Consider the following 26,952-nt stretch of genomic DNA (forward strand, 5'->3'; position numbering starts at 1 on the left):
GGGCGGCGCGGGCACAGCGCAATCACTTAGCATGTTGTTATCATGCGTGGGTATCCTTGAAAGTGAAAGCTCAAGAACTGGGCCAGACCCTGTATGCCGTGCGGGAGAGTTTGTTTAGTCATTACCTCCGCGCTGAACTACAAAACCCTCATGTCACGGCTTGTTAAGGTCCAAAGCGTAAGTCCTGTAATAGTTCTTTCAACGCCGCATCAATAGACGCATTATCCGGCGGGTTGATCCCCATCCCTGCCACATGCCCCCAGATCGAAGGAATAGGGCGGAGTTTCGCATTCGTCATCTGCTCAACTTCTAACTCATTGTCTCGCACACGAAAATACAGATCAGTTTCACCCGGCATGACGATTGCCCGTGCTTTGATCGCCCGCAGCGCTGCGGCGAAGTCGCCTTTGTACATGTCGTTGGCGCTGATGTCGGCATGTTGCCATGTCCAGAGCATCGCCAACAGATCGTTGGCATCTCGTTTGCGGAAGTACCCTTCCAGAAACCGCACGCTATCTTCCTGTGAGGCAAAGCCCATTTTGCGGTACTCTTGTTCGCGAAAGAAGTCCTGCGAGAAGGCCCAGCCCATGTAGACGCGACTGAAGGCCCGTAATCCTTTGATCGGTGGACTCTCATACCAGCCATCAGCGAATGCAGCGTCAGCGGTCAACGCGGCTCGTACTCCCTCAATAAACAACTGATTGTGAGGCGATGTCCGCGCCGAGCCACAGATTGGAGCGATAGCTTGTACCATATCTGGATACAGCGCCGCCCACTGAAACGTTTGCTGCGCACCCATCGAAAAGCCAACGACGAGCTTGAGTCGCGTGATACTCAAGTGTTCAGTCACGAGACGATGCTGACACACAACGTTGTCGTACACGGTAACGTTGGGAAAGGTTGCACGATCAAACGGCGGAGGCGTATTACTGGGAGAAGAGGACAATCCATTCCCGAACATGTTCGGCACGACGATAAAGTACTTCTTTAGATCAAGCGTAGGCAACGCCGCGATCAGGGTTTCGTTCTCAGCGTGTTGCGCACCATAGAAAGTGGGCATCACAATCGCGTTGTCACGCGCAGCGTTCAATGCCCCGTAGGTTTTGTACGCGAGCTGGGCTTTGGGGAGCGTCAGCCCGCATTGCAGTACGACCTTCCCTAAGTCAAAGATCTCGTAGTCGGCCATGGTCAGTTGTCCCTCCTTTGACTCCAAATTGCTAGAGGAAATGAGCTTGGCCTCTGGCAACGTCCATTTATCTTGGAGCAAAAGCCTCCAACAACCGCTCATCAGGCTGATCGGGCTTATCGCACGAGAGCGGCATCAAACAGACATGACTGGCACCAGCAGCCAGATGCGCATCGATGCGTTCACGAATCTGCGCTTCACTGCCCCATGGAATGAACGCGTCAACTAAACGGTCGCTACAACCATTCTCGAAGTCTGGCCGGGAAAATCCCTGCGACAGAAAAATCCGTTGGTAGTTCTCTTGATTAGCATAGAAACTCAGTTGTTGCCGCGCGCGGGCCCGCGCTTTGGTAGCATCGCGCTGCAAAATCGCCATCACACTGGGACACACCCATGCGTCCGGCCCCATTACCTCTCGTGCATGTTTGGTATGTTCAGGGAGGCAAAAAGCGGTATGGGTTCCGCGCGCTTCACGCGCGGTGAGTGCCACCATCTTCGGATGCAGTGCCGCGATCACCAAAGGTGGCTCAATCTTGGGAGCAACAGCGCGGTACAATGCCGACTTCATCGTCGCGACATACTCCTTCATGTAACTATAAGGCTTGGCATATTTATGGCCACGCAGGTCTTCAACCAAAGAACGATGGCTGACACCGATACCGAGAATGAATCGACCTTCAGCAGCCTCGGCTAAGGTCTTGGCTGACGCCGCCATCGCCACTGGATCGCGCGCCCAGATGTTAGCGATACCGGTCGCGTAGATCAGTCGATCAGTTTTAGCGAGCAAATAGCCACCTTGGGCAAATGGGTCACGTCCCCACGCTTCTGGTGCCCATAACACCTTGTATCCCATCCGTTCGACGCGACGGCAGAATGCCGCACTCTCGTCTGCTGGCATCGCATCAAGAAAACAGAATGCGCCGATTTTTCCGATTTCCATAGTTCACCTTTCTACCAGCATGTCCGGCTCGAATAGGAACGTGCCTCAGAACCCAAGAGTGGCAAACGAGGTCAAGAGTTCCGGCCCTCCGATATCACTGATAAACGTCGCGGCTCCCGTCCGTAGATCGATAGTAAACAACCGCGAGCGGTCACTGTTCGCCGAATTCAAGACTGCATAAGCAACACCACCAACCCCAGAGATATCAAAGCCGACAACTAGTGAAGCGGGAGTACCGACACCAAGGGGCCCAACAGTAGTCAAGACTCCGTCGTTCGGTGGACTCTGGACGACTAAGACATCACGCGAGGCATCAATGTCATACAAAGTAGTGGAGGTCGCCTGGTTGTTGTCATTATTAGAATATGCCGCCCCAACCGCTCCAGGATCGAATCTTTCTCCGCTGTCGTTCGTCGCATACGCCAAGTCGGTATCGTCCCCCACAACGATCCCCGTATCAGGATGAATGCGTAGGTTTTGATTCGCGTCACTCGTAATGCGAATACGATCTGCCTGCGGATTGAAATCAAAGCCAAAGAAGTCACCTCGTAGCGCAGGTGAGAACGGGTCCCCAACAGGTGTAACCCTTCTCTGATCGAGGTTGATCGTATAAATTTGATTGGTGCTGCCGAGCGCGTAGAGCTGCCCACTCGCCGGACGGACATCAAGCCCAAGAATCCGCTCATTCGGCCCAAGCCCGCTCAAGCGAATGGTTTTGACGCGACGTGGGCGATCACTTGAAAACAAAACCAGTCGATTGGTTTCAGTCGCCCCCACGAGCATTTCAGCCGTGGCGCTTGTCGGCCAATGGACAAGCATCCCACTCGCTAACACACTTGACAGTAGCACCATCGCTCCCGTACGGAGAGATGCAAACATTCCTACCATATCTCCTCCTCACGAACTCAGAATTCTTTACTGCTATTTGCCAAGAGGTTCATACGAGGCGAATTCTCGTACCACCCCTCACAACATCGTCTCCCAGTAGTTCTGCTCTTCTCACGTCACCACCAAACAAACAGAGGACCTGCTTCCTTCATAGCAAAAAAAAAGAAAGTTTGCTCCCTCTCCCTGCACATACGGTGAGTCTTCTGCGCTGATTTCCTGTAACTCATTCCTCGGTACACAAGCAAAAGACGATGGGTCGCCTTGACTGGCGCACCAGACCGACAGAGAATCAGCACGCAAGGAGGAACCTGCATGGCCAAAGGAAACACTCGCTCCGATCTGAACGTCACCCGACGTGCGTTCATGAAAGGCCTCAGCATTGGCGCAATCAGTGCAACGGCACCGCTATCGTCGACAGTGGCGATTGCCGCAGAAAACCCGACTGACGCCAAGCTTTTCGACATCATCTACTCGTTACGCTCAATTCGTCGCCTCAAGCCCGACCCGATTCCTGAAGAAGTCCTGCGAAAAATTGTTGAAGCCGGTGTGCATGCACCAACCGGTGGGAACCGCCAAGATTGGGGCTTTATTCTGGTCCGTGATCCAGAAATTAAGACGTTCATCCGTGATCGTTACCGTGATGCGCAACAAAAGTCGCGTGCGAGCCAACCTCCACTCAGTGACCTCCCGCCGGATCGACAACGGGCAATCAAAGCGTCAATATATCTCTCCGAGCACATGAACGAAGCACCGGTCATTCTGCTCGCCTGCCATGCGAAAGAGTATCCGGCTTGGGTACAGGCAAAGAATCTGCGTGGCAGTACGGCAACGGTCCACGGGTCGATCTATCCGGCCGTGCAGAACATCCTGTTAGCCTGTCGTGCCTACGGAATTGGCTCAGTCCTCACCACGACACACTTCTTTTTCGAAGACGAACTCATGAAGAAAGTCGGTGTCCCCGCCACTATGGAAGTTGCAGCACTTCTGCCAATGGGCTACCCCCGTGGTAAGCTCGGGACAAATAAACGCAAACCAGTTGATGACGTGCTGTACTGGGATACGTGGGGCAAGAAGAAAGCGTAACACCGAGCAACCTGCAGGTGGCGTTCGTTCAGATCTCGCCTTCCCCCGAGCTTGTTACGTTCAGACTTCTCTCTCCCTGCGTAGGAAGAGGGCGAGGGGGGAGAGCCGAAAGTACAGAAAACCAGCCCATTACACACATAATCTGCACTGAGGTACACATGAAAGTCGTAGGCTACACCGATCGTCTCAGCGTTGCAGCCGGGGACGCAATCCGTTTTATGGTGAGTTGTGAACAACCAAGTTACCGAGCGGACATTGTTCGCCTCATCCACGGTGACCCCAACCCACGTGGCCCAGGCTTCAGAGAAGAGGAGGTGTCAAGTTCAGTCAGTCGTGAGTATCCAGGGCGTTTGCAAGAAATCTACACAGGGTCGTATGTTCGCATTCCCTGCAATCCAGCGCTACGGCTACGCAACAGCTTCACTATCCAAACCTGGATTTTGCCAACAACACCACAGAAAGGCCAACAAGGCATCATCACAAAGTGGTTGGATAACCAAGGCTACGGATTAGCGATAGATGCGCAAGGCGCACTTGCGCTGTGGCTCAGTGACGCCCAAGGCCACTTCGTCCACGTCAGTAGCGGAAAAGCGCTACGGAAAGCGGAGTGGTATTTTGTGGCCGCAACATTCGATGCGCAGAGTGGCATCGTGCGCCTGTACCAAGAACCGTTACTCAACTGGCCGCAGGATGACTCGCGAGCAACCGTCGAACAGAAAGTCGCCATTCACCAAGTCCCCGACAATACGTGTGACCTTCTGATCGCGGCGTATTGGGAGCGGTCGTCAACAGGCAACGTCCTTGCCAAAGGCCATTTCAACGGCAAGGTCGATAGTCCATGCGTGTTTAGTCGCGCATGCACACCGGAGGAAATTCGTTCACTCAAACGCGGCACCTCTCCCCTCGCCTTCGACTCGGCTCTCGTTGCCGCGTGGGACTTTTCGCGTGAGATCTCATCACGAGAGGTGCTGGATATTTCCCCACATCGATTGCATGGCGAAACGGTCAATATGCCAGCGCGGGCGATGACTGGTTACCATTGGACCGGTCAAGAGACGAACTTTCGCGATGTTCCTCATCAGTACAGCGCGATTCACTTTCACGACGACGATCTTGATGATGCTGGATGGGAGGTTGATTTCTCCTTGACCATTCCCGCGCAAATGAAAAGTGGCATCTATGCGGCACGCCTGCGTACCGAAGGCGGAGAAGATTATGTTCCTTTTGTCGTACGACCGAAAAAAGGGATGCCTACCGCACGCGCGGTATTCCTGATGCCAACCAACAGCTATCTCGCCTATGCCAATGAACAGCTCAAGCTCCCCTATCGCCTTGCGCCAAATCAGCAGCGCGGAGCTGTGACACCCGAAGATGAATACACCGCCAGGTATGGCTTAGTCAGTTTGTATGATCACCATACCGACGGGAGCGGCGTGTGTTATTCTTCGCGCTTACGTCCAATCATGACACTCCGCCCCAAGTACCACACACGTATTCTCGGCTGTCCACATCAATTTCCCGCCGATCTTCACCTTGTCGATTGGCTTGAGGCCAAGGGGCATGAGTATGATGTCATTACCGACGAGGATCTTCATCACGACGGGCTTGATCTCTTGGCATCGTATAAAGTCGTACTCACCGGCAGTCATCCAGAGTATTGGACTGGCGACATGCTCTCAGCAATTGAGGCCCATCTCCGGAATGGTGGCCGGCTGATGTATCTCGGTGGCAATGGATTCTACTGGGTAACCGCGATTGCTCCGCAACGACCTCACGTCATTGAGGTCCGCCGTTGGGGCGGCATTCGTGCGTGGGACGCCAACCCAGGGGAGTACTATCTCAGCACTACCGGTGAACTCGGCGGGTTATGGCGCTATCGTGGTCACGCGCCGCAGAAACTTGCTGGTGTAGGCTTCACAGCGCAGGGTTTTGATAACAACCGCCTCTACCAACGTCAGCCTGCCAGTTTCGATCCACGTGCAGCGTTCATTTTTGCAGGTATTGGCAAAGATGAACTGATTGGAGACTTTCCTTCACTGGTACTCAACCACGGCGCTGCAGGCTTTGAACTCGATCGTGCTGATGCTGCGCTAGGCACGCCGCCACACGCACTCGTACTTGCTTCTTCCTTCGGTCATTCGGATTCGTATCAACATGTTGTCGAAGAAGTCCTGATTAGTGACTCGCGCCAAGGCGGAACGGTCAATCCCTTGGTCCGAGCAGACATGGTCTATTTCGAGTGTGCCAAGGGTGGCGCTGTATTTTCTACCGGTTCCATCGCGTGGTGTGGGTCATTGTCATACAACAACTATGACAATAACGTATCTCGTATAACGGATAATGTATTACGGCGGTTTGTCGCAGAGGAACCGCTACCGGAAAGGAAGGACTCATGAAAATGCATTCTTGGCAGGAAGGCGCGATCCGCAGTTTCAGCAGTTTGCATACCTTTCTCTTTCGCAGCATCGGACTCACCGGCCCTGGAGTGATGCGTCAGATGCTCATCCTTACCACACGTGGACGCAAAACAGGCCGTGAGGTCTCAGTGCCTCTGCTGTATATTGAAGAAAACGGCAAACTCTACATCGTTGCTTCCTTTGGCGGAAACGATACCGCTCCAGGGTGGTACAAAAATCTTGTTGCCAATCCTGAGGTTGAGGTTGAGTTACACAGCAAGAAACAACGCTATCGTACACGAACAGTCAGTGCTGAAGAGAAGGATACCATCTGGCCGAAACTGCTCGCGCTGTATCCAACGTATGCTGACTACCAAAAGAAAACGACACGCGCGATTCCGGTCGTTGAGTTAACCGCAACTTAAGGGGGGCCGCCCTACAATCGCGCCCCCCTCACTAACTCACATACCTGTACGCTATACTCCTTAAAGAACTTCTTCCTGCCTAGTTCTTGAGCAGCTTTGTGCTCGGGGTGGTCGCGCCAGCGGATTTGGTTTTCCATGGTGTCAAACTCTACCAATGTCAGCCCTTCCCCATCTTCGGCTTGGAAATCTTTTTGACCGATAAATCCTGGCATACGCTGGACAATATCCAACATCCGTTGCGTGAGTTTTCCTAGTTCTTCGAGATTAGCGTCTTCGCGCACGCGTGCGCGGAATACAGTAACGATCATAGTCCCTCCTAAGTTGTATACTGCAAGCAGACAAGTAGCCTGCAGACGCCTTAGATGCACGAAGGCAGCTATCGGTTTCACTCCTTTAATCCAAGAACGTCCCGCGCTGATAATCTTCAAACGCCTTAACGATCTCCTCGCGCGTGTTCATCACAAACGGCCCATAGCGGGCAATGGGCTCGCGCAGCGGTTTTCCTGCCAACAGGAGAAAGCGGACGTCTTCGTTCTCGGTCTTCACAGTAAGGGCTTCACCATCAGAAAGAACGGCGAGCTGCTGTGCCGCCACACGCTGGCCGGAAGTCGAATCTGTCGCCCCAAAGGAGCCTTGGCCAACGAAGACATAGCAGAGGGCAGTGTGATCGTTTTGCACAGAGAGTGAATAGTTCGTGTGACGTGGAACGTGGACATCAAGGTACAGAGGCTCCGTCACAATACCTTGGAAAGCGCCAGTGACGCCTGCGATTTTTCCGGCAACTACACGAATTTTTACACCATCAGGAGTTGTAACCTCAGGAACATTCTCAGGCGGAATGTCCTGATAGCGTGGTGCGGTCATCTTCTGCGCTGCAGGAAGATTGACCCACAACTGAAAGCCCCACATGAGACCGTTATCCTGTTTGGGCATCTCTGAGTGAATAATGCCACGCCCAGCAGTCATCCATTGCACACTGCCAGCAACAAGATTGCCCTCGTTCCCCCTGTGATCCTTGTGTTGCATCGAACCAGCGAGCATGTACGTCACCGTCTCAAAGCCCCGATGCGGATGATCAGGAAATCCGGCAAGATAGTCGTTCCTCTGGTCCGACTTGAACTCATCGAGCAACAAGAACGGATCGAGCGCGTCAAGCGTTTGCGAACCAATCGTGCGAAACAAACGCACTCCGGCTCCATCTGACGTCGGTTGCGCCTTGATGATTCGCGTCACTGCACGTGTCGACATAGGTCGCTCCTTACTGGTAGCAATGCATCAAAAGCCACCATAATTCTTCCCTATGTGTATCCGAAGTGGTTGCTCGATACCATGTCAGTCCCAACGGACCGATGAAAGAGGAGCTTGCGTCACTCGCGTAAGATACGTAAGCAAAGGAAGTACCGAGGGGAGCCGTGGTATGCAGTACGCATTTGCTACTAACCCAACACTAAGTGAACCACTGTTCGACTTGATCGATACCGTCTTTCCTGGGCTTCGGCAGGTCGCATTGCATGCTCGTGCGTTAGGAGCGCCGTGGGAATCGGTCTCGACACCGTTTGTCACTCGTGAGGGAACACGCGTTCTTGCTCATGTCGGTGTTATTGAACTGTCGCTCATTGTACTCGGCGAGCAAGTGACGGTCGGGTCTATCCACGGCGTTGCGACGCAGCCTGACTGTCGCCGTCACGGGCATTATCGTCAGCTTATTGAAGAAGCCCTGTACTATTGTGACCAGCGTTATGCAACACAAATTCTTACCACTGAGCATCCAGAGTATTTCGAGCCGTTTGGGTTTCGAGTCGTTCAGGAGCATGGCTTCACTGTGCACTATCACCCGACACAGCATGGTAACGGCATGCGCCTCCTCGACCTCAGTTGTGCACCAGACATTGCTCTCCTACATCGCCTGCTTGAAACCCGAGTGCCAGTCTCACAGGCAGTTGGTGTCGTCAACGAAAAAGCGGTCTTCTGCTTTAATGAAGGCAGCCGTCCGCTGTACTACGCCGAAGACCTCGATGTGATGTTATGTCTTGAGCAGGAAGGAACCCATCTCACGCTGTTTGACGTTGTCGGACCGCAGATTCCACCGCTGTTAGCGATTGTCGAGCGCATACCCCAGCGGGTTGCGGAAGTGTCGATTTGCTTTACCCCCGATCGTCTGAGCGTACAAGCTGAAGCCCGGCCGTACCTCTTTGAGCACGACGGCCCGTCATATTTTATGGTACGCGGGCCGTTTGCAGCAGAAGGACATCCATTCTCGCTCCCGCGCTCGGCGCGGACGTAAGCACATCTCACCTGTTATTGTTACCCAGCCTCGCCTTCTTCGGGCGGCGGAGGTTCGGCCTCTCCCATTGTGAGGTTGTCAAAGCGTGTATACTCACGACGAAACGCGAGTCGCACCGTCCCCGTGGGTCCGTTGCGTTGCTTGCCAACGACAATCTCCGCGACCCCCTCATCTTGTGAGTCTGACTTATAGACCTCGTCGCGGTAGATAAACATGATCACGTCTGCGTCCTGCTCAATTGAGCCCGAATTATGACTCACAACCCCATCGGCAAGCCACGAGGAAGGCCCTGGTACGGTTAAGTCATATACCTCTTCCTCACCTGCAGGCTCAATTGCTACGATCCTGTCCCAGAAGAGGTCACTCGTAGCTCGAGCGCGTAGATGCTCACTCGACAGTAAGTTTGCATACTCAAGCAATACTTGTCGTGAAGGTGCAAAGCGGAAATGAGCCGTACCACCATAGGAGGTGCCGCGAGCAGAAGCCATTGCGCGCTGGGAAATGCCCTGCTCGACCATGAGGTCTTTCACCTGCACGAACCATTCCTGAGGAACCGTATCAACGTTCGTGTTAGAGCGTACCGAACGAAGCGCCTGACGCAGTAGTTCAGCTTTCTGCCGGCGAGGACCAAATGCACCAACGGCGTTGAGGAACTGCAATTGCTGCTCTGCTCCAGACACCGTCACCAGATGGGTAGGTCGATGCGTCCCTTTCTGGACGGTATAGACGCGCGCCACGATACCACAGCGAAGTAAGAGCGCGAGCACATCCTGGGCTAAACCGGGACTGTTGGTACTATACATCACCGCATGCCCACCACGTTGGTCTTCAGAACGAACAGAGATCGTCCCATCTGTCGCCCAGAGATGGCGGAGAAACAGGGCAATGTGGTCATTCTTTAGGCGGAAGACTTCCGCAGGAACTCGTTTTTCATGTGATCGTTGACCATAGATACCAAGGTCACGCAACCACTTGTTTACTCCAGCAGGATGCCAACGATTGCCGTTGCCACTCATCACCAACTGATGCCAATTTCTCCGGCCTGGATGTCGGGTGACCTGTACGCCAAACTCATTTCGCGCCGATTCTGCTACGATTCGACTATTCTCCTCGGAACTCGTCGTATAACGAAGGGGCTGGTGTTTTACATAGCTCCCGTCACCAATTAGCTGAGCCAGCAGCGCAACACGAGCATCCGACCATGACTCTGCATCCTGTGGCTCTGGTATCCGACGCGCAAGCGCGAGACGATCACCAATGTTCAATTCCTCTACCCGCTTCCATCCCTCTGCACCCAGCAATCTGTGCCGAGCGGTCGCACGAATATATCGACCACTGGCAAGCCGGATAGAGAATATAGGTCGAGTCCCCACTCGCCAGACACGATCACTGCGCGCAGGTACGATCTGCCCAGCTTGGGAAACAGCAAAGACTTCTGGTGTCGTCCCCACAAGATCCCGAATTGCGACTCGCCGCCCGTCAGTAAGGACAACAAGCGTATCTCCAGTAACGCATTCGCGAATATCCGACATCATCGGTCGCTTGTCGGCACGCTGCTCCACTTGGCGATTAAGCTGCGAGAGTGCGATCACCGGCACGTCCAATTCTTTCGCCAGTGCCTTGAGGCTCCGGGAGATTTCCGAGAGTTCTTGCGTACGATTCTCCGAGGACGTAAGGCCGCGCATGAGTTGTAAGTAATCGATAACAATTAAGCCGACGTTCGCTTCGCGCTTGAGGCGACGAGCTTTGGCGCGCAATTCGAGCACATTCTGTGCTGGCGTATCATCAATAAACACTGGTGCTTCGGCCAATCGCCCCGCCGCCATCGCCAGACGAGGGAAATCTCGTTCACCCAGGTAGCCCGTGCGTACCTTTGCATTATCAACCCGTGCTTCGGAGCAAAGCATGCGCATCACTAACTGTTCTTTCGACATTTCGAGCGAGAAGACACCGACTGCGGTGTTCGCGTGCAACGCTACATATTGGGCGATATTGAGCACGAAGGCGGTGTTATGCACCAATACGTCACTGGCAACGAAATTGTGTGTTTCTGGGATAGTCAGATCATAGACTCGATGGTCACCAATATATTCGATTTCGACGATCGTGTCCCAATAGACATCACTCGTTGCTAACGCGATGAGCTGCTGCGATTGTAACACTTGTCCGAGCAGGTGCAGTGTTTCTCGTCGTGGTTGTCGCCGCCAATTATGAATATTGTGAGACGCCTCGCGTCCCATCTGTGCGTAGATTTCTCGCCAGCTCTTGGTTGTCTTGGCTGCATTCACCAGTGCCCAGACTTCAAGCGGGAGTGTATCTTTGGTCCAGCCTTGGCGACGGGTCGAGACAATGTTCACTACTTGTTGTAAAGCCTTTTCTTTGCCAAAGATGCCAATTTCTCGGGCAAAGGTGAGAATATCCGCTGCGCCAAGAATCTCGACTTCGTACGCAATCCGCTGAGTTTCTTTGTAGCGGACGTTCTTCTCGCGCAGTTTACTAAGGATGCCAAAGCGGAGGAGCAAGTGCTGCACTTGCCGTGCCAGCTTGGCAGAAACTGAAGAATAACTGACCCCGGTTTGCTGCGTCTTATAAACAAAAACACTCCCATCGCAACTGAATAAACGATTTAAGAACAGGGCAAGTTTCTCTTTTGGGAGCGTGAATACCACTGGAGGAGTAAATTTCTCCGCCGCTCCCTTACCCAGAAGCCCTTGCTCAGCTAACAACTGTGTCACACCATCGAGCTGGTTCGCACTCCCAACAAAATCCGCCATAATACGCGGATTGCCATTGGCGAAACGCGGATAGGCTTCAGTGAGATCACCATCGCCAAGTAAATAGCCCAGCAGCTTCACTGTGTGATCCGGTAGATCACCATTACCGAAGATAGGAAGAGTGCGCGGAACCGCCACGCGGTCCCCTACCTGCAACTCAGCTAAAGGACGCCATCCAGCTAGGCTGAGAAAAGGATGACTAAGCGTTGTCTCAACTTCACGACCAAGAGCGGTACGCACCCGATAGACCGGTTTTACACCATCGGGAATATAATAACTTGGCGAGGTCGTACGTAGCTTGAGCTCTCCATCGAGGGTTAAAAGATTGACCTTCTCAGTTTGGCAAATCTCCTCAATCGTTCGCACGACTCCAGTCTCAGCGTCAACGATTTCAGCATCATACTTAAGACACTTCCCCATACTCGGTCTTGCCGCAACGATGATCAAATCAGCAGGCTGTAACCCAGCGGTCATGCGATCAAGATCCAAAAATCCGGTGGGGACACCGGTCACCAACTCTTTGCGCTCGAAGAGACGCTCCACGGTTTTCACCGTGTCCATGATCATCTCGCTCATCTTGAAGAAAGCCGGACGCACGCGTTTCTCTGATACCTCAAAAATGAGCCGCTCGGCTTCATCAAGAAACCGCTCGATATCCTCTTCGCCACTGTAACAGCGGCTGGCAATTTCATTCGAGACGTTGATCAAACTGCGGAGTACGGCCTTCTCGCGCACGATACGGGCATAATGGGCCATGTTCGCAGCGCTCGGTACCTTATCGACCAGTTCCGCCAGGTACGTCGCACCGCCGATGTCTTGCAGTTCACCACGTGCTTTGAGCGTATCAGTGAGGGTAATCAGATCGATCGGTTCACCTTTTTCGCTCAACGCCAACATGGCGCGAAAAATCTTACGATGCGCCTCGCGATAAAAGTCCTCAGCGCCCATCGACTCGATCGCACGATCGAGTGCGTGCGGATCGAGTAACACTCCGCCTAAAACGGATTCTTCAGCGTCTAAACTCTGTGGAGGAACCTTACGAAGCGCATCTTCGAGAATGGCCACAATCGTCTCCCTCAGTTACAGGACAACACTCACGGATTTTTTCATTTTCTCTTTTTCTTCGCTTTGCGACAAGAGGCTACGCATCGATAGTCGACCGCACGTACGCAAACAAACGCGACAGTTCAGTCAGCCCATCGGCGATACGCGGCCCATACCAACACAACGCCATGCCATCAATACAGTAGAAATGCCCGCCGCGACCAGCCGGGGTATCCGCTAATTCCTTGAGGTGAACAAAATGCTTATTGGTGAACGGATACGGTTCACTCGGCAACACCACGGCTTCTGGCTCGTACACAGCGATCTCTTCGAGGGTGGTCGAAAAATAGCGATCAGCTTTGGCGCGCACGACATTCTCGGCTCCGCAACTCCACAGCATATCATCAGCGTAGGTATCCGCATTAAACGTCATCCACGGTTTTCGCCAGATTGGACAAAACACTCGCAATCGCGGTCCTGCAGCGGATGCCCGTAGCACCTGCTCGTAGAGTGAACGTAATCGCCCCACCATTGCATCACTCGTAGTTTGGCATCCGAGGACTGGGCCAAGGCGTTCGATCATGGCGATGCCACCAGCCACCGTGCGTGGTGCAGTGACATACACTGCCAACCCTCGCTCGGTCAGGGCCGTAAAATCTTCTTGGCGATTTTCTTCATCATTCACAATCACGATATCTGGCGCTAATCGCACGATTGTCTCAATCTGTGGGTCTTTGGTACCGCCAACTTTTGTCACACGCGCGACGGCATCCGGCGGGTGCGTACAATACTCTGTCACCCCCACCACACGCTCACCGACACCGAGGGCAAAAAGCGTTTCGGTAATACTCGGGACAAGGCAGACGATGCGACGCGGCGTCTGTGCAAAGGACACAGTTCGAGAGACTTCGTCAAGAAATTCCATAACAGCGTTCAGCGTTTCGAGCGAAGAATGTCATCAAGGGCTTGCTTCTCGTCCGCAGTGATCTCGCCAGTCGGTGCTGACGGAGAGCGCGTGGTAACGGACGAAGGCGGATTCGAACGGAGCCGTTCCTGGACAACTGGCGGCGGCAATGGCGAGGCTGAACGTTGAGGTTCAGCCAAAACTTGCGGTGGCGGTGTAGGTTGAGGTACAGGAGTGCGGATCGCTTGCTTCTCACCAAAAATACCGACGCGAAACAGTTCTTGGCGCATCATGTAAATGACCCCAAGGAAAGCAAACACGGCACCGTAGCCAACAATCAGCAAAAACTTGGCAAGGGTCCATGAACGTTGCTTGCGAGGAACTGGTGTGCTTCGTTTTCTCTGAGCCATAGGCCATCCTCCCCTAACGGGAAAAGAGCACAGCACGAAAAGCATCGCGGCGACTCTTTTCCTGCCACCCATCAACTCCGTTGTACCATTTCAATCCAATCGATTGCAGTCGTCTATTGCGAGCTGCGAGAGCAAACCAAAATCGCCGTGTTCCACCGTAAAAGAGTCGCGTAGCAAAGTGGAGACGCGCGAGTTTCTTCCCGAGCCAGGACTGCGCGATGTACGCGGTATAATCTTCAAACTCAAAACGCTGCGTCTGCAATGCGCGCGTAATAGACTGCGCAGCAAATTTTCCGTACTCCAACGCGAACGAGATCCCTTCTCCCATGAGCGGCTCTGCTCCGGCAGCATCACCGACGAGCACGACGTTCGGTGCGGCAAGCGATACGCCAGGTGTATAACCATTGATGGGAAAGGCGCGGAACTTAACATTGCGGATTGCAGCTTGCGGATTGCAGATTGTAAAATTTTGCGTTTTGCATTTTGCATTTTGCATTTGAGATCCTGGCCCCTGGCCCCGAAGGCCTTCAACCTCTGCAGACAACAGTCGTTGCAAATCCGCATTTGTAAGGTGCGTATCACCCAATGAATAAATACCGACATTGATATGCGGTTCGCCTTGAATCAAGCAAGGAAACTCCCATAAATACCCCTTTAGGCCCTGACTCACTGGGAGGAAGTTGAAGTCATAACGTCGTTGCGCAAAGCCTTCCCAGGCTGTGGCTGCCACTGGGATATCACACATGAGCGCTTTACCGACGGCAGTGTCGCACTCTCCCACGAGTTGGCGCCGGACGCGACTGCCTGAGCCATCAGCACCAACGACGACACGCGCCCGGAAGGTTTCTGTTTCTGTCACAACCAGTATACGACCCTGCTCGCGCCGTAATTCGAGGACTTTCTCTCCTTCACGGAGAACCGCGCCACGTTCACGAGCAGCTTGTACCAACGAGAAATCAAACTCGTCGCGACGAATAACGGAACACATTCCGCCATCATCACAAAACACCTCGCGCCCTGGTGGAACTCGCACGTACGCGCGGTCCACCGCCACATGCGGGACCGAAAGAGGAATCTCGAGTTCACGCAAACAATCGAGGGTATGAGGAATCAATCCGCCAGCGCAGATCTTGTCGCGCGGATGCACAGCTTTATCGAGCAGCAGGATCTCTCCGGCTAACGTAGGATCGTGCGTTAACAGATGAAGCGCAGTAGATGTTCCAGCAGGTCCAGAACCAATGATGACAATGTCGCAATCAATCACAGCACGCCAAAGGTACCACAGGCAGCTGAGGGGCAAAAGGTCATCGGCGAGAAGCTCTGGTTTCAGAGGAAACAGTGGGAATAGAGCCACTGTCCCGGTCTCAATCGAACCAGGAAAGATTAGTACATCTGAGCTGTCGCCCTGAGTGCAACGAAGGGTCGCTCAGAGAGATGCTTCGCTCCGCTCAGAATGACAGAATCGCAACGTCTCAGCGTCACGTGCACGAATGGTCTTTGGTCCAATTGAGAACCCGAGCCCCGCTCTCAGTCTACCCTTTTGCGTCAGCGCCACTGGCATTCTCCACACGGGGGAAGATCGCACTGCGGCGCACATATCCGACTTTGCCTTTGGGAGAAAGTACTCCCAGCCAATCAGCTTGTGAGCTGACGACAGACAGAAACAAGCCAGGCTTGATGGTACCAACTTCTTGCGCGTTGTCATTCGCCTCAGCATGGACGGACACTGGCGTCGCAGCCAACACCTTGTAACGCCCTGGCCAGACTTCCTTCACTTGGGAAACGAACGTCGCGGGATCAATCCTCTCTGGCGATAACAATAGAGGATAGAAAATTTTGACCTCTTCGCCTTGTATCGGGGCAAAACGGATTACCTTGGCCTTCTCCTCAATCGCTTGCTGGAGAGTACCATCGATACTTCCTGTGATATGGGTCGCGGCGTTGGCAATTTGTCCGTCTGAGGCAACCGTCAGTTCAAGAATGACAGATCCGAGGGTTTGCGGCTTGTCTGCTAGCTCAGCGGTATATATGTCGCGAACTCTTTGCGAGATCTCATTCAGTTGCGTGCGAGCAGTGTCGACTCCACGTAATTCATCCTTCGGCTCAGCACCAAAAATGCGTATCGGCAGCAGTTGCTCAGCCGTGGTCACAAGGCCAAGACGTTGCGGAACTTGTACTGGCGGAGGCGGGGGCGGTTGTGGTGACGGTAATGAAACTTTCGCGGAGTCACCTGTTGCCACTTCTTCTCCACGTGGTCGAGTGAGATCATTTTTCGCCGACGGTTCCGTCTCCGAATCGAGGGGCACTAGCTCTGATTTTTCCGGCGTAGAAAAAAACGTTCTGAAGATCAAGAAACTCACCAAAAAAAGTGCCAGTGCTCCAGCGGCAAGCCCACCCCATTTGGTCAGCGCATTCGATGGTGGAGAGACTGGAGGCACCGGAGCAGAAGGTTGAACGGGGGGTGGTGGCGAAGACGACTCAGATAAGGAAGGTGCTGGTGGAACAGAGCGAAGCGGCGGCGGTGGTGGTGGAGTAACCGGACGTACAGCAGCATTGGTCGCGTCTCTGCCTCTCCCTCGACGTGAGGCAGCTGGAGTAGAGGAAACTGCTTTAGCAGGGGCCTCGTCATTAAGCGAAGGGCGTGGCGGTAACGGAGCCGCGACCGTGGGATCGTCGGTTGCCGGAGGAAGCGAGTCCGCAGCAGGGGACACTAATGGCTTCTCAGGTGGTGGAGCTGAGTGGAAATCGCTGGGCAAAGTCGTCCCACACAAGCTACATTCAATCTCGTTCGGCTGGGTGGTATGCCCACAGGTTGGACATTCTCGTGGTTTCCGGAGCGGAAACTGCACGGTCGGATCATCAGCCATAATAGCCTCACTCTCGCTCGTGATTGGCCTAAGCAGTCGGTCCTTACTTATCAGGGATAAGTAAGCAGCGTTCGATTCTCAATAGCGTACGCTAAGCACAGCTATTTACTTCTCACCCCATTCCTCAGGATCTCGTGGCGGAGTTTTGGCGGCTCCACCAGCAGGCCTACTCGGCGGACTTGCCCAATCTTCCTCGCTCGCAACCGGAGACGGGGGAGCAGGGAGGTTCTTTTCCACCTTCTCCACACTGGTCGCGCCGCTCCTGTTGGCACGAGGCAATCTTGTCGGCGTTGGAGGCGGAGGAGCCACAATGGTTTGGCGAGGTTCGAGCGTCGGTTCCGATGACTTTTTCACGACTGGCAGCACCGCAGGTGGCGCTAATGTTCCCGCGCGGAACGCCGCATGCGTCTCGGTTATCCAACTGGCGGCTTTATTCGCTCCTCCACGCATTGCTTGTTGCATTGGTGTCGCCATTACTTCCGTTGAATCGCTGGGGGTTCCTTCGATCCGTGTTATCGCCACCCTTTTCCCATTTTTCGCATCAAACAACCACAATTCAATAGCAATCCGATCCGAACCAGCGGGCTTAATATTACCAAAAACCCGTTTGGCAGTTTCGCCGATCCCATCGAGAGCGACCAGCTTCGCCTGCGTCTCTTGAAACAGGAGGTCAGCTTCAGCGCCCGCATTCTTACTCTCTTTGCTCAATTGATACGTGCTCAGCGCACCTGCAACGATCAACTCTGCATCACCAAAAGACCCCAGTCGAGCCCTGACCTGTTCACTGATGTCACCCGCTACAGTTAACAAACCACGCTGCAACACTTCTCGTGGCCCACTATGAGTGACCACAGCAACACGGTTGGTTTGCTCCAGCGCTTTGACAATCTGCGCGCGGATACCGCTGCCCCACAACCGGTCTTCTGGGGTACTGGCATCCACACGCCCTTTTCTGGTGGCATTTTCCAGGCGGAGCACGACAACTTTTATTTTTTCTGGTGCCTGAGGAGTTGCAACGGGTTCAGTAGGAAGGACTTTTACCTGCGGTCCACAGGCCGCGATACTAAGGCACAATAAGCCACTACATACGGATAGCCAAACGGGGAAAATACGTCTGTGCATACGCTCTTGTTTTGAACCCTTTCTTTTTCGATCCCTATGACCCTTTCTTATCCCTATATCTTTGCAGGTTTGGCAGCGTCATGCCACTTTCTTGCAGCATTCCCCGTAGCTCAACTGGCACGTTCCCAAGTAAGGCCATAAAAATATGCCGCTCTTCGATCATTCCTGCTCCAGCAAGAGAAGCTGCTGCGTCGAGGAGGGAGAGCAGGGCCGCAGTCAGATCGGTACGGTGTAATTCCCGCACTATGAGCTTTTCTTCGACCACAGGCCGACGATGAACTTGCCGAATTCGTGCACGGAGAAGCTTGAGACTCGCATCGACGTCTTTCGTACTCCGATTATCGAGATATTGACAAAACTGAGCGCAATACGATCCACGCGTCAAACTGATCAAGAGATGGAACACGTCAATCTTTTTGTCGCCAACACCATGACTCTCACCGGTCGTCGCCACGATGGTTCGAAAAGCATCAGGAGAAAAACGCGGGCGATTGAGTTTGCCGTCCGACAAAAAGAGCGCGTCCGCGGTCTTCGGTTTATCGAGGGTCGCGGGTTTGCTCACCCGTGCAGGGGTCGGTTCTTTGTGTGGGCTGAGGCGTGAGGGTTCTGGCTCTTGCACCTCAAGCGACGAAAGATAGTGGTGATCCTGACGGGAAGGTAACGGTTCCGCAACGTGGACGTCGACAGGCTCTTCCTTTCTTATGGGTGGTTGAGGCGGGACCTCACTCGGTGGAGTCAGGATAACCGTTGATCCCTCATCCGCTACTACCGTCGCCAGCAGCGAGCGACGCAGGGCATCAAGCTCTTTGATGAAATCGAGCATCGAGGGATAGCGCTTCGCTGGTGACTTCGCAATCGCGCGGTTAACTATGGCGGTCAGGGAAGCTGGCGCTGACGGTAAAGACTTCACATGAAATTCATGGTGTTCATCTCGTGCCTGAGCAAAGATCGCATTGCTATCCAACCCGGCAAAAAATTGCTTACCGGTAATCATTTCATACAGCACCAGCCCAAGCGAATAGACATCCGCACTTCCTGTGATAGGTTTGCCAAAAAACTGCTCAGGCGCAGAATACTTCGGTGTCCCTGCGATAGTAAACTGACTGCCGGCTTCTAATTGCTTGGCGATGCCAAAGTCGAGTACCACCACTCGTTGGGACGGTTCCTCGATCATAATATTTTCAGGCTTGATGTCACGGTGGATCACCGGCGGGGTTTGCCGATGAGCATAGACAAGTGCGCGGGCAATCTGGCAACCGATTTCGAGCGCCTCAGTCACCGATAATGGGCCACAGGCGTGCAAATAATGTTTGAGCACTCGTCCTTGCACGTACTCCATCACAAAGTAATACAAGCCGCGACTCTCATCTTTATCAATGTCGATCACCCGGACGATATTGGCATGATTGAGTTGCGCCATCACTCGCGCTTCACGATAGAAGCGCTCGATCATCCCCGGACTCTCCATCAAATGAGCAGACAAAACTTTCAGCGCAGAAATCGTACCTAAGGTTGTGTGGCGAACTTTGAAGACCGCTCCCATCCCTCCCTGACCGAGACGGTCAATAACTTCGTACTTATTGGAGAAGACCATACTCATAACCTGCTCACGAGTGACAGTAGCCAGTATCTATCTTCTGTTGTTCGAGCGGAACCGCGCATCACAGTTTCCTAAGAATTTGCACGCAATATCCGTCACCGAATCCAACGCACCAGTTCCGTCTTCCGATTTATTTGGCAGCGCAGCCGGACTTGCGGGGGTTTGACTTCTCAGTTTCGCTTCTGCTTCGGCAATCGCCCGCTCCTTTCTTGCGATATCTCGCTGTAGCGCCTCTTCTTCTCGACGCTGGCGGGCGGTTTCTGCTCTTCGGGTCGCATCTTCAGCCCGAGCTCTCGCTTCAGCGACCCGTCGTTGCCGCTCCATCTCAGCAACCTCTGGATCCAGTGGCGCAGCGCGTACAGCAGGCTGTTGTCGCGAAGACGCTTGCAAGCTGTCCTTCAATCGCTGATTCTCCTCCGCTAACCGTTTTGCTTCAACCTCTTGTCGAGATTTCTCTTCAGCTAATCGGCGGGTATCCTCGTCCTTTCTCCGTTCTATCTCCTCTTTCTGTTGCCGTTCTCGCTCTGCAACGAGTCGCTTGGCCTCTTCAGCATGTTTTTCCGCCTCGAGCGCTTTCTGTTTCAGTTCTTGTTCTACAGCCAATCGTCGGTTCTGTTCTTCAGCGAGGGACTTTTCATACGACTGTTTCGCCCATAGCCCACCACCCAAGAGGAGCAATAGTACGGCTGAGCCAATGGCAATCGACTGGCCCTTTCGTGTCATCATCGAGAAAAACAGGGGATACAGTCCGACATGTTGCGTCGCGGTGTTCGTCGATACAGGGGCAGTCGTCGTTGACACAGAAAGAGGAGCCGAGCAATTCGCACACGCTGTGTTGGCGAGCGTCCGCCCAGCCGGAACACTGTTCGTGACATTGCAACTCGGACACGTCACGACAATCGAGGCCACCGTCGGTGGCAGGGTCGCTGTTGCCAGAGAGGTCGCGATTTCTCCATCGCGCATGAGCAACGTTTGAAACGTTTGCACATCCTGCGGCCGTTGTTCGGATTCGACCGCCAACGCCTGCATGATCGCCTCACTCATCCCAGACGGAATGTCAGGAACAAGGTGATCCAGCGGAACAAGTTCATCATGATTTTTCCGCTCTGATGCCGCCGGTGGTACTTTTCCCGACAGCAGGTAATACAGCGTGGCCCCACACGCATCAATGTCGGTCCACGGCCCCTGCTTACCGCCGATCTCCTGCTCATAGGGGGCATAACCGGGAGTGCTGATTGCAGTCAGCGCACGACTCTGTCCGTTTGACCCGTCGCGTGCAGCACCGAAGTCGAGTAGCACAGGTTGTTTGCGGTCGGTGATATAGATGTTCTGAGGTTTAATGTCGCGGTGGAGCACGCCATGCTCGTGCACCGTGCGTAAGCCGTCAAGGATGGACATCATCACCCAGCGAGCAGTTTTGGGCTGGAGTTTCCCGCTTTGCTTCACCCGTTCGTATAAATCTTGTCCACGATAATAGTCCATCACCATGTATCCAGCGCCATTCGCCTCAAAGAGAGCGCGCACTCGTACGATATTGGGATGATTGAATTGGGCGAGATTGGCGACCAGACGAGCCTCGTTCAGAAACAACTGTAAGCCGATGTGAAATTGCGCTTCGTCTTCTGGTGATTGGGGGACGACCGTCAGACGATCAGGTGCGCGTTCCACTAGCCCGCGTGGTTTATATTCTTTGATCGCTACTGGTGTTTTCAGATTGATATCCCAGCCGAGATAGGTGATGCCAAATCCACCTGGGGAGCCCAATACTCGACCGACCAGGTATTGCTGATTCAACATGGTACGTAGTGGTAACGCCACTACAGACCCCGGCTTTCGTTCATCGAAGCCACAGGCAGAACACATGTGCGAGTCGCCCTTGTCCTCCATGCAGCCCATACACAACCGGTCGATTTCCATGATACTCCCCTCCTAAATTCTCACAGGTAGTACGTGTTCACGGTGTTGGCGGATTTCCTATGTCCAGGCAAAAAGGAAAGGAACGAACACAAGCCGCGTCTGCCCCAATTCGATAACATCGTACGGTTCAAGTTTCTTTGCGCTTTCAATCACTTCCCTGTTCAGATACACCAAGCCTCGGCTCTCTCCTGCTGAAAGGAAAAATGCCCGTTGTCTTGGCTCAAAGGAAATGATGGCATGGGCCGTGCGTGAGATCGTTTCATCTCCGGTAATACAAACATCATTCTCCGGTGCACGCCCGATCAGATTGCGTTCACTATGCAAACGATAATCACGCCCGCGTTGGGCACCATCAGTACAGACGAGCCAGCCGACCACTGGGTCGATACCAAGTTGTTTATGGAGAACACCAACAGTTGGTGCATTGCCTTCCCGGTCAGCATTGGCGCGTCCCTTTGCTTGGGTCGGAGGAACAGAAAGAGCCCGTCCCTCATCCTGGCGCTTAGGCGGTGAGGGAACAGGGTCGCCCTCTTCTCCCCCACACGCTGGACATACTTTGGATTTTGCGACATCGAAATAGTGACCTCGCCGACAGCGCTGCATCGCCATAGGTCGTCTCCTCAGTTATTCTCGATATTCACTTCGAACGTGGTCATCGGATTACTCAAATAAAACTGTTCCCCAGGTTGTAACCGTTTGGCAGAGCCTGGGACAATCCGCTCACCTGCGCGTAAGAACGTCCCATTCGTAGAGCCACAATCTTCCAAGAGAAAAGCCTGGACGGTTTTGTCAAAGCCTAAAATGCAATGAGTGCGACCAATTTCCGTCATATTGGGCGGGAATACCAACTGACAGTTACGAGGATCCCGACCGATAGTGAGCGGCTCATCAGTTAATTCTACCACACTCCCTTGAAAATGGCCTTCAAGCGCGCGGAGCACAGGCTTTTGTGCACCTTTTGAGGAGGCAGGGACAGTAAAATAAGGAGCAAGATTATCAGGCGTTGTCTTTGCCACGGTCGGCCCACCCTCGGGTACAGGACGAATCGACGGCGGGGTCGGCTTTGATGGGCGAGAGAGTTTGCTTTTTTCTGCAGGTTGCCCACGGCGGAGCAAGAGCAGCAACACCAACGACGTGCCAGCAGCTAGCATTCCCAGCATCAGGTAGACACGTTACGTATCTGCCCACCACGGAGCAGAGCTCGTATCACTCTTTGCTGGTTGTCCCGGGTGACTTGAAACGACGTTAGCTACGGATTTCGGCTCAAGGGTCACGTCACCAGTTTGGTAAGCTATCGCGGTGTCTTTGAGTAACGGAAGCAGTTCATTAACCTGTACCGCCCAGCCAATTCCTTCGCCAACCGGCAGTCGTTCAGTCGTCGCTTTGCCATCGGCTCCGAGGACGACAGCAGCAGTCAATGCTTTTGCTGTGTTGATACCAATGACATGGCCATCTTCATTAAACAGTGGGCCACCCGAATTGCCTGGGTTGATAGCTGCATCGATCTGATATTGATCGACACCTTCCTTAGAAGTCGTTCGAGCGCTAATGATCCCTTTCGTCACCGAGACAGTGACATCCTCACTGCGCATCTGCGCCGCCGGGGGAAACCCTAAAGCATAGACGGCTTGCCCGTCCATAACTCGGTCGCTCGTCACCAATGTCACTGGAGGACGCTCTAATGCACGTTCGGTTTCGAGAATTACCAAGTCCTTTCGCTCTGAGATTTGTATGACCTTAGCCGGAATAAATTGGAGCTGGCCGATTTGCACCGTAATTTTTCCCTTATTTGCAATACAGGAAATGACATGAACGTTTGTCACCACATGTTTCCCGGTGCCAACGACAAAGCCCGATCCCACGCCAGTGCTCGTATCCGTCGCACAGATGATCCGAACAGTGCTCTTCTTCATCTGTTCAATAGGAGGTATTCGTTCTGCGTCAACCACGACAGGAAGGAAGGCTCCGCCTAACATTAGGAGAATGGCGATAACTTTACGTTCGACAACAGACTGCGGTTTCCTCAGCTCTTGCCTCATGGAGCTCTCCCCTCCTTGTCAGCTGGGTCTGCGTTTCCAAGCGACGATGTCGGCGGACCTATTTCACTATGAGTGTAGTCGTCCGTTCCACTTTCACTCCTGTGCCATCCGATGAACAACCAAAGCATTCCGACCAAGAGCACCACCAGCACCAGGATAGCATACCGATGGAGCTGCGTGCGATTGAGGCCGGGGAACATCGACGAATTTTGCTGCTGCCCGCGTTCGTCTCCCCATCCCATTACTACCGCAGTAATATTATCTTGATGGGACCTCTGCTTCTTCAGCGCAGCATTCTTCAGTGCTTCGGCAGCCGATTGTGGATCATCTTCCAATACTGCGGCCATCTCCGCAAGATTAAGAGTACCATACAGACCATCGCTGCATAAAAGCAGACGGTCCCCTTTTTCTAATGGTAATGGAATAGTATTGCTATCGATCTGGGTGAGTGACTCCTTGCCGATATAGCTCATCAAGCTCCGACGCTCGGGGTGACGTTCAGCCTCCTCCTGGCTAATCACTCCAGCTTGCACCGCTTTGGCTAATTCGGCCGCAAAGGCATGATCTGTCGTCAGTTGAGTAAGAGCGCCCTGCCGATAGAGGTACAACCGGCTGTCGCCAACCGACACCCAATGCAATTGCCCATGATGAATCACTGCGGCCACGCCAGTCGTGCCGATGTGCCCTCCTAAGTTTTCTTTCGTACCAATCTGCACCACTATCGAATTCGCCGCATGCAGTGCTCGCATCAGAGCTTCAGGAATCTCCTCATCCGGGCGTTTTTCCATGTACGCATGTAAAAACGTATCAACCGCCCGCTGACTGGCTTGCCGCCCCATCGCTAGGCCGCCCATACCATCAGCGACAATTGCCAACACGCCACCGTGAGCGACAAATGTAGTGTCATCAATGTCAGTAAAACCAAACGCATCTTGTTGTTCCTGACGGCTACCGATGTCCTGTGCATTGCCTGGAATGACCCTCATACCTCCCCTCCAGACTCACACAGAAACCGCAACTTTGTCCGCCCCAACAGCAGAATGTCGTCTTCATACAGTCTATGTCGACCTGCAATCGGTACTCCGTTGACCAAGGTTCTGCTGCGTGCGTCCACATCGCTGACGAAGACCTTGTCGTATTCCCGAACCAGTACACACTGGCGCGCAGCAATGTCTGGATCACCCGTGATCACAACATCGCACTCAGTCGCACTTCCGCCAATCACGAGCTGGTCGATAAGCCGAGTAACATAAACTTTTGCTGGTCTCCTCGCCCCGACTTCTGCTAAGCGAACCTGAAGGCCAACATCCACAGATGCCAGAGATACAGGTGGCGCAACCGGCAACGGCGTAGAGGCAACTTCCTCCGCAACCGGTTGCGGCTTACGCATCAGCAACAGAATCAGCCCACCCACAAAAACACATGCAAGAACGGCGCCTACCATGCGATAGGGCCAGTGGGAGTTTCCTGTCACCGCAGAAGCAGGAGGAGTAAGCAGCGAAGCGGGAGAAGCGGCAATATTATTGGGGAGCAGGCGCAAAGCCACCCCATCTGTCAGCCTTCTTGTCCCAGCAGTATGGGTCAGTTGAATCCAGTGAACCTGCCCATTCGCGATACATGCAGAACAGAGGAAATGAGCAACAAACACCTGCCGAATACGCTGTCGTAGCAGGGCGTATTCGGCTTCGAGCTGATCACCAGAAGCGTCAAGGTACTCTCCGCCCGAGGTGCGAGCAAACACGCCCAAAGCCTTGAGTGCCTCTTTGTCTTTTACCGTGGCAGCAGTAGGGGCAAACCCGAGAGCATAAATTGGCATACGATCTTCTTTCACACGATCCAACACTTCTTGAGAAGTCACACCTCCAGGGAAGTCATCTTGCCCGTCGGAGAGGATGACAATGACCCGATACCGGGGCAGGTCCAAATCCGCACGCTTGCCAACCTCCAACGCCCGCACGAGCCCAAGATGAAGCTGAGTGAGCGTATCGGTCGCAGCAAGCGACGCGATGGCACTCTGTAAACTTTCTTTGTCACGCGTAAAGTCCTGTATCAGTTTTACCTCTTTGCCGAACGTGATCACAACCGCACGATCACTCTCCCGCATCTCCTGGACCCAATCGGTGAGGGCAGTTCGCATTTGCGCGAAGCGTTCTGGTTTCAACGACTGTGAAACATCGACAAGAAAAATATAGGCGACCCCTTCACCGGTATGTTCGAATCGTTGAAGCTGTAAGCTGACCGCTGGCGATGCACCAACGCTCAAAGCAAAATGCTGAGGCTAAGGGGTTTCGACTGGCTGGCTATCACCGCCAATGAGGTCAAGGTACACAGCAACCTCTGGCACCTTGGCAAATGCGTGACGCACACGAAGAGTTTCTGGTTCCCGTGCAGAGACCACACCGATTCCGGTCAGCATACAAAAAAACAACAGGATATATATCGTCCACATTTTTTCGCGGCACCTGAGGACGTGCTGTAGCATATCGCTCCTGATTTTCCCACAGCTCACGGTACGAGTCAGAGGACATCGCCCGTTGAAGCCAGCCAGGCAGAGATTTCCTCAGTTGGTCTTGCCGAAAAAGAAGCTTAGTAACACTCCGTGATTATTATAGCCAGAGAACAACGGACTCGCGACTTCATCTTTTACGGTCACATTTTTGTAGCCCTCAAGTGCTAAATCGGATTTAGGACGACACACGCTGAATGTCGCAGTGCATCACTGGTGCAGGGTCTGCGTTACACCAAAAGGGGGAAGAATAAAACTGTCGGTTAGCGGATCCCAAAAGCGTAGTAAAAGTGAGAGAGTTGCCCCGCGGACGAAACACAGCACTTTGTTCTTATGGGGTCCGTGGAATTCTTATCACCTAAAGCAGGAGGGCAGAATGTACCCGTATCGACAGTTGGTCTTGAAACATGTAATGGTCCTAGTGGTTGTGGGATTCTCCGTGGTTCGTGTGCCGTTGATCGGGCACGCCGTTAAGGCATGGGCAAGAATTAAGTTACCGATTAAGAGCGAGGAAGAAGCGTATAGTTCCAATCGCCATGAAACTTACCGGGTTTGATATTGAGCGCT

23 protein-coding genes are annotated in these 26,952 nt (G+C 53.5%); 5 read left to right on the plus strand and 18 right to left on the minus strand.

Features of this window, described 5'->3' with window-relative positions:
* Nucleotides 1–163 precede the first annotated feature (163 nt).
* The 3 genes from FJ147_14200 to FJ147_14210 all read right to left on the minus strand — a co-directional run bounded on the left by FJ147_14200 (nucleotide 164) and on the right by FJ147_14210 (nucleotide 3,014).
* On the minus strand, nucleotides 164–1,186 hold the full coding sequence (locus tag FJ147_14200) for an alpha/beta fold hydrolase (protein MBM4257035.1): 1,023 nt from the start codon (nucleotides 1,184–1,186) through the stop codon (nucleotides 164–166).
* A gap of 67 nt (nucleotides 1,187–1,253) precedes the next feature.
* Nucleotides 1,254–2,126 carry a TIGR03620 family F420-dependent LLM class oxidoreductase gene (locus tag FJ147_14205; protein MBM4257036.1) on the minus strand — a complete coding sequence of 291 codons (873 nt, stop codon included), beginning with the start codon at nucleotides 2,124–2,126 and terminating at the stop codon, nucleotides 1,254–1,256.
* Between the two features lie 45 nt (nucleotides 2,127–2,171).
* On the minus strand, nucleotides 2,172–3,014 hold the full coding sequence (locus FJ147_14210; protein ID MBM4257037.1) for a DUF4394 domain-containing protein: 843 nt from the start codon (nucleotides 3,012–3,014) through the stop codon (nucleotides 2,172–2,174).
* 312 nt (nucleotides 3,015–3,326) lie between these two features.
* On the opposite strand from FJ147_14210, the gene FJ147_14215 reads away from it, so the two are divergent.
* The 3 genes from FJ147_14215 to FJ147_14225 all read left to right on the plus strand — a co-directional run bounded on the left by FJ147_14215 (nucleotide 3,327) and on the right by FJ147_14225 (nucleotide 6,918).
* Nucleotides 3,327–4,097, plus strand: coding sequence for a nitroreductase family protein (locus FJ147_14215; GenBank protein ID MBM4257038.1), 771 nt, complete (start codon nucleotides 3,327–3,329; stop codon nucleotides 4,095–4,097).
* A 158-nt stretch (nucleotides 4,098–4,255) separates the two neighbouring features.
* Nucleotides 4,256–6,493: a LamG domain-containing protein gene (locus FJ147_14220; GenBank protein MBM4257039.1), complete on the plus strand. Its 2,238-nt coding sequence runs from the start codon at nucleotides 4,256–4,258 to the stop codon at nucleotides 6,491–6,493.
* On the plus strand, nucleotides 6,490–6,918 hold the full coding sequence (locus FJ147_14225; protein MBM4257040.1) for a nitroreductase family deazaflavin-dependent oxidoreductase: 429 nt from the start codon (nucleotides 6,490–6,492) through the stop codon (nucleotides 6,916–6,918). The genes FJ147_14220 and FJ147_14225 overlap by 4 nt, the downstream gene beginning before the upstream one ends.
* Nucleotides 6,919–6,929: 11 nt before the next feature.
* On the opposite strand, the gene FJ147_14230 is transcribed toward FJ147_14225, so the two are convergent.
* Together FJ147_14230 and FJ147_14235 are read right to left on the minus strand one after the other, a co-directional pair.
* Entirely contained in the window at nucleotides 6,930–7,226 is a 297-nt protein-coding gene (locus FJ147_14230; protein ID MBM4257041.1) for an antibiotic biosynthesis monooxygenase, read from the minus strand.
* An 85-nt stretch (nucleotides 7,227–7,311) separates the two neighbouring features.
* Nucleotides 7,312–8,166, minus strand: coding sequence for a pirin family protein (locus tag FJ147_14235; GenBank protein MBM4257042.1), 855 nt, complete (start codon nucleotides 8,164–8,166; stop codon nucleotides 7,312–7,314).
* Between the two features lie 169 nt (nucleotides 8,167–8,335).
* Here FJ147_14235 and FJ147_14240 point away from each other — a divergent pair, with 169 nt between their 5' ends.
* Complete coding sequence (locus FJ147_14240; protein MBM4257043.1) at nucleotides 8,336–9,202, plus strand: GNAT family N-acetyltransferase; 867 nt, start codon at nucleotides 8,336–8,338, stop codon at nucleotides 9,200–9,202.
* Nucleotides 9,203–9,222: 20 nt separating this feature from the next.
* Here FJ147_14240 and dnaB read toward each other — a convergent pair whose 3' ends face one another.
* The 13 genes from dnaB to FJ147_14305 all read right to left on the minus strand — a co-directional run bounded on the left by dnaB (nucleotide 9,223) and on the right by FJ147_14305 (nucleotide 26,142).
* The gene (dnaB, locus tag FJ147_14245; GenBank protein MBM4257044.1) at nucleotides 9,223–13,035 is read right to left on the minus strand and encodes a replicative DNA helicase; all 3,813 of its coding nucleotides are present in this window, start codon (nucleotides 13,033–13,035) and stop codon (nucleotides 9,223–9,225) included.
* A gap of 82 nt (nucleotides 13,036–13,117) precedes the next feature.
* The gene (locus tag FJ147_14250; GenBank protein ID MBM4257045.1) at nucleotides 13,118–13,945 is read right to left on the minus strand and encodes a cobalamin-binding protein; all 828 of its coding nucleotides are present in this window, start codon (nucleotides 13,943–13,945) and stop codon (nucleotides 13,118–13,120) included.
* Between the two features lie 8 nt (nucleotides 13,946–13,953).
* Nucleotides 13,954–14,334, minus strand: a complete 381-nt coding sequence (locus tag FJ147_14255; protein ID MBM4257046.1) for a hypothetical protein — start codon at nucleotides 14,332–14,334, stop codon at nucleotides 13,954–13,956.
* A 13-nt stretch (nucleotides 14,335–14,347) separates the two neighbouring features.
* On the minus strand, nucleotides 14,348–15,718 hold the full coding sequence (locus FJ147_14260) for an NAD(P)/FAD-dependent oxidoreductase (GenBank protein MBM4257047.1): 1,371 nt from the start codon (nucleotides 15,716–15,718) through the stop codon (nucleotides 14,348–14,350).
* A 148-nt stretch (nucleotides 15,719–15,866) separates the two neighbouring features.
* Nucleotides 15,867–17,201, minus strand: a complete 1,335-nt coding sequence (locus FJ147_14265; protein MBM4257048.1) for an SH3 domain-containing protein — start codon at nucleotides 17,199–17,201, stop codon at nucleotides 15,867–15,869.
* Nucleotides 17,202–17,306: 105 nt separating this feature from the next.
* Nucleotides 17,307–18,323, minus strand: coding sequence for a hypothetical protein (locus FJ147_14270; protein MBM4257049.1), 1,017 nt, complete (start codon nucleotides 18,321–18,323; stop codon nucleotides 17,307–17,309).
* A 34-nt stretch (nucleotides 18,324–18,357) separates the two neighbouring features.
* Nucleotides 18,358–19,923: a serine/threonine protein kinase gene (locus FJ147_14275; GenBank protein MBM4257050.1), complete on the minus strand. Its 1,566-nt coding sequence runs from the start codon at nucleotides 19,921–19,923 to the stop codon at nucleotides 18,358–18,360.
* 30 nt (nucleotides 19,924–19,953) lie between these two features.
* Nucleotides 19,954–21,840 carry a hypothetical protein gene (locus tag FJ147_14280; GenBank protein ID MBM4257051.1) on the minus strand — a complete coding sequence of 629 codons (1,887 nt, stop codon included), beginning with the start codon at nucleotides 21,838–21,840 and terminating at the stop codon, nucleotides 19,954–19,956.
* A 57-nt stretch (nucleotides 21,841–21,897) separates the two neighbouring features.
* A complete protein-coding gene (locus tag FJ147_14285; GenBank protein ID MBM4257052.1) occupies nucleotides 21,898–22,449 on the minus strand; it encodes an FHA domain-containing protein in 552 nt (183 codons plus the stop codon).
* Nucleotides 22,450–22,460: 11 nt separating this feature from the next.
* Nucleotides 22,461–23,000, minus strand: a complete 540-nt coding sequence (locus FJ147_14290; GenBank protein MBM4257053.1) for an FHA domain-containing protein — start codon at nucleotides 22,998–23,000, stop codon at nucleotides 22,461–22,463.
* A 12-nt stretch (nucleotides 23,001–23,012) separates the two neighbouring features.
* Nucleotides 23,013–23,879, minus strand: a complete 867-nt coding sequence (locus tag FJ147_14295) for a trypsin-like serine protease (GenBank protein ID MBM4257054.1) — start codon at nucleotides 23,877–23,879, stop codon at nucleotides 23,013–23,015.
* Nucleotides 23,876–24,865, minus strand: coding sequence for a serine/threonine-protein phosphatase (locus FJ147_14300; GenBank protein ID MBM4257055.1), 990 nt, complete (start codon nucleotides 24,863–24,865; stop codon nucleotides 23,876–23,878). The genes FJ147_14295 and FJ147_14300 overlap by 4 nt, the downstream gene beginning before the upstream one ends.
* Nucleotides 24,862–26,142 (minus strand): VWA domain-containing protein, encoded by a 1,281-nt coding sequence (locus FJ147_14305; protein ID MBM4257056.1) that lies wholly within the window; start codon nucleotides 26,140–26,142, stop codon nucleotides 24,862–24,864. The genes FJ147_14300 and FJ147_14305 overlap by 4 nt, the downstream gene beginning before the upstream one ends.
* Before the next feature lie 619 nt (nucleotides 26,143–26,761).
* Here FJ147_14305 and FJ147_14310 point away from each other — a divergent pair.
* Complete coding sequence (locus FJ147_14310; GenBank protein ID MBM4257057.1) at nucleotides 26,762–26,941, plus strand: hypothetical protein; 180 nt, start codon at nucleotides 26,762–26,764, stop codon at nucleotides 26,939–26,941.
* The last annotated feature ends 11 nt before the right edge of the window (nucleotides 26,942–26,952 follow it).

Source organism: Deltaproteobacteria bacterium (assembly GCA_016874775.1).
In the GTDB taxonomy this organism is placed as follows: domain Bacteria; phylum Desulfobacterota; class Binatia; order Bin18; family Bin18; genus VGTJ01.

Coding starts and splice junctions, on each gene's coding strand:
- FJ147_14285 (MBM4257052.1), bottom strand. CDS start 22,449: ATGGCGATGCAGCGCTGTCGGCGAGGTCACTATTTCGATGTCGCAAAA.
- FJ147_14210 (MBM4257037.1), bottom strand. CDS start 3,014: ATGGTAGGAATGTTTGCATCTCTCCGTACGGGAGCGATGGTGCTACTG.
- FJ147_14275 (MBM4257050.1), bottom strand. CDS start 19,923: ATGAGTATGGTCTTCTCCAATAAGTACGAAGTTATTGACCGTCTCGGT.
- FJ147_14310 (MBM4257057.1), top strand. CDS start 26,762: ATGTACCCGTATCGACAGTTGGTCTTGAAACATGTAATGGTCCTAGTG.
- FJ147_14200 (MBM4257035.1), bottom strand. CDS start 1,186: ATGGCCGACTACGAGATCTTTGACTTAGGGAAGGTCGTACTGCAATGC.
- FJ147_14290 (MBM4257053.1), bottom strand. CDS start 23,000: ATGCTGGGAATGCTAGCTGCTGGCACGTCGTTGGTGTTGCTGCTCTTG.
- FJ147_14205 (MBM4257036.1), bottom strand. CDS start 2,126: ATGGAAATCGGAAAAATCGGCGCATTCTGTTTTCTTGATGCGATGCCA.
- FJ147_14255 (MBM4257046.1), bottom strand. CDS start 14,334: ATGGCTCAGAGAAAACGAAGCACACCAGTTCCTCGCAAGCAACGTTCA.
- FJ147_14270 (MBM4257049.1), bottom strand. CDS start 18,323: ATGCACAGACGTATTTTCCCCGTTTGGCTATCCGTATGTAGTGGCTTA.
- FJ147_14300 (MBM4257055.1), bottom strand. CDS start 24,865: ATGAGGGTCATTCCAGGCAATGCACAGGACATCGGTAGCCGTCAGGAA.
- FJ147_14215 (MBM4257038.1), top strand. CDS start 3,327: ATGGCCAAAGGAAACACTCGCTCCGATCTGAACGTCACCCGACGTGCG.
- FJ147_14220 (MBM4257039.1), top strand. CDS start 4,256: ATGAAAGTCGTAGGCTACACCGATCGTCTCAGCGTTGCAGCCGGGGAC.
- FJ147_14235 (MBM4257042.1), bottom strand. CDS start 8,166: ATGTCGACACGTGCAGTGACGCGAATCATCAAGGCGCAACCGACGTCA.
- FJ147_14265 (MBM4257048.1), bottom strand. CDS start 17,201: ATGGCTGATGATCCGACCGTGCAGTTTCCGCTCCGGAAACCACGAGAA.
- FJ147_14250 (MBM4257045.1), bottom strand. CDS start 13,945: ATGGAATTTCTTGACGAAGTCTCTCGAACTGTGTCCTTTGCACAGACG.
- FJ147_14280 (MBM4257051.1), bottom strand. CDS start 21,840: ATGGAAATCGACCGGTTGTGTATGGGCTGCATGGAGGACAAGGGCGAC.
- FJ147_14295 (MBM4257054.1), bottom strand. CDS start 23,879: ATGAGGCAAGAGCTGAGGAAACCGCAGTCTGTTGTCGAACGTAAAGTT.
- FJ147_14230 (MBM4257041.1), bottom strand. CDS start 7,226: ATGATCGTTACTGTATTCCGCGCACGCGTGCGCGAAGACGCTAATCTC.
- FJ147_14240 (MBM4257043.1), top strand. CDS start 8,336: ATGCAGTACGCATTTGCTACTAACCCAACACTAAGTGAACCACTGTTC.
- FJ147_14225 (MBM4257040.1), top strand. CDS start 6,490: ATGAAAATGCATTCTTGGCAGGAAGGCGCGATCCGCAGTTTCAGCAGT.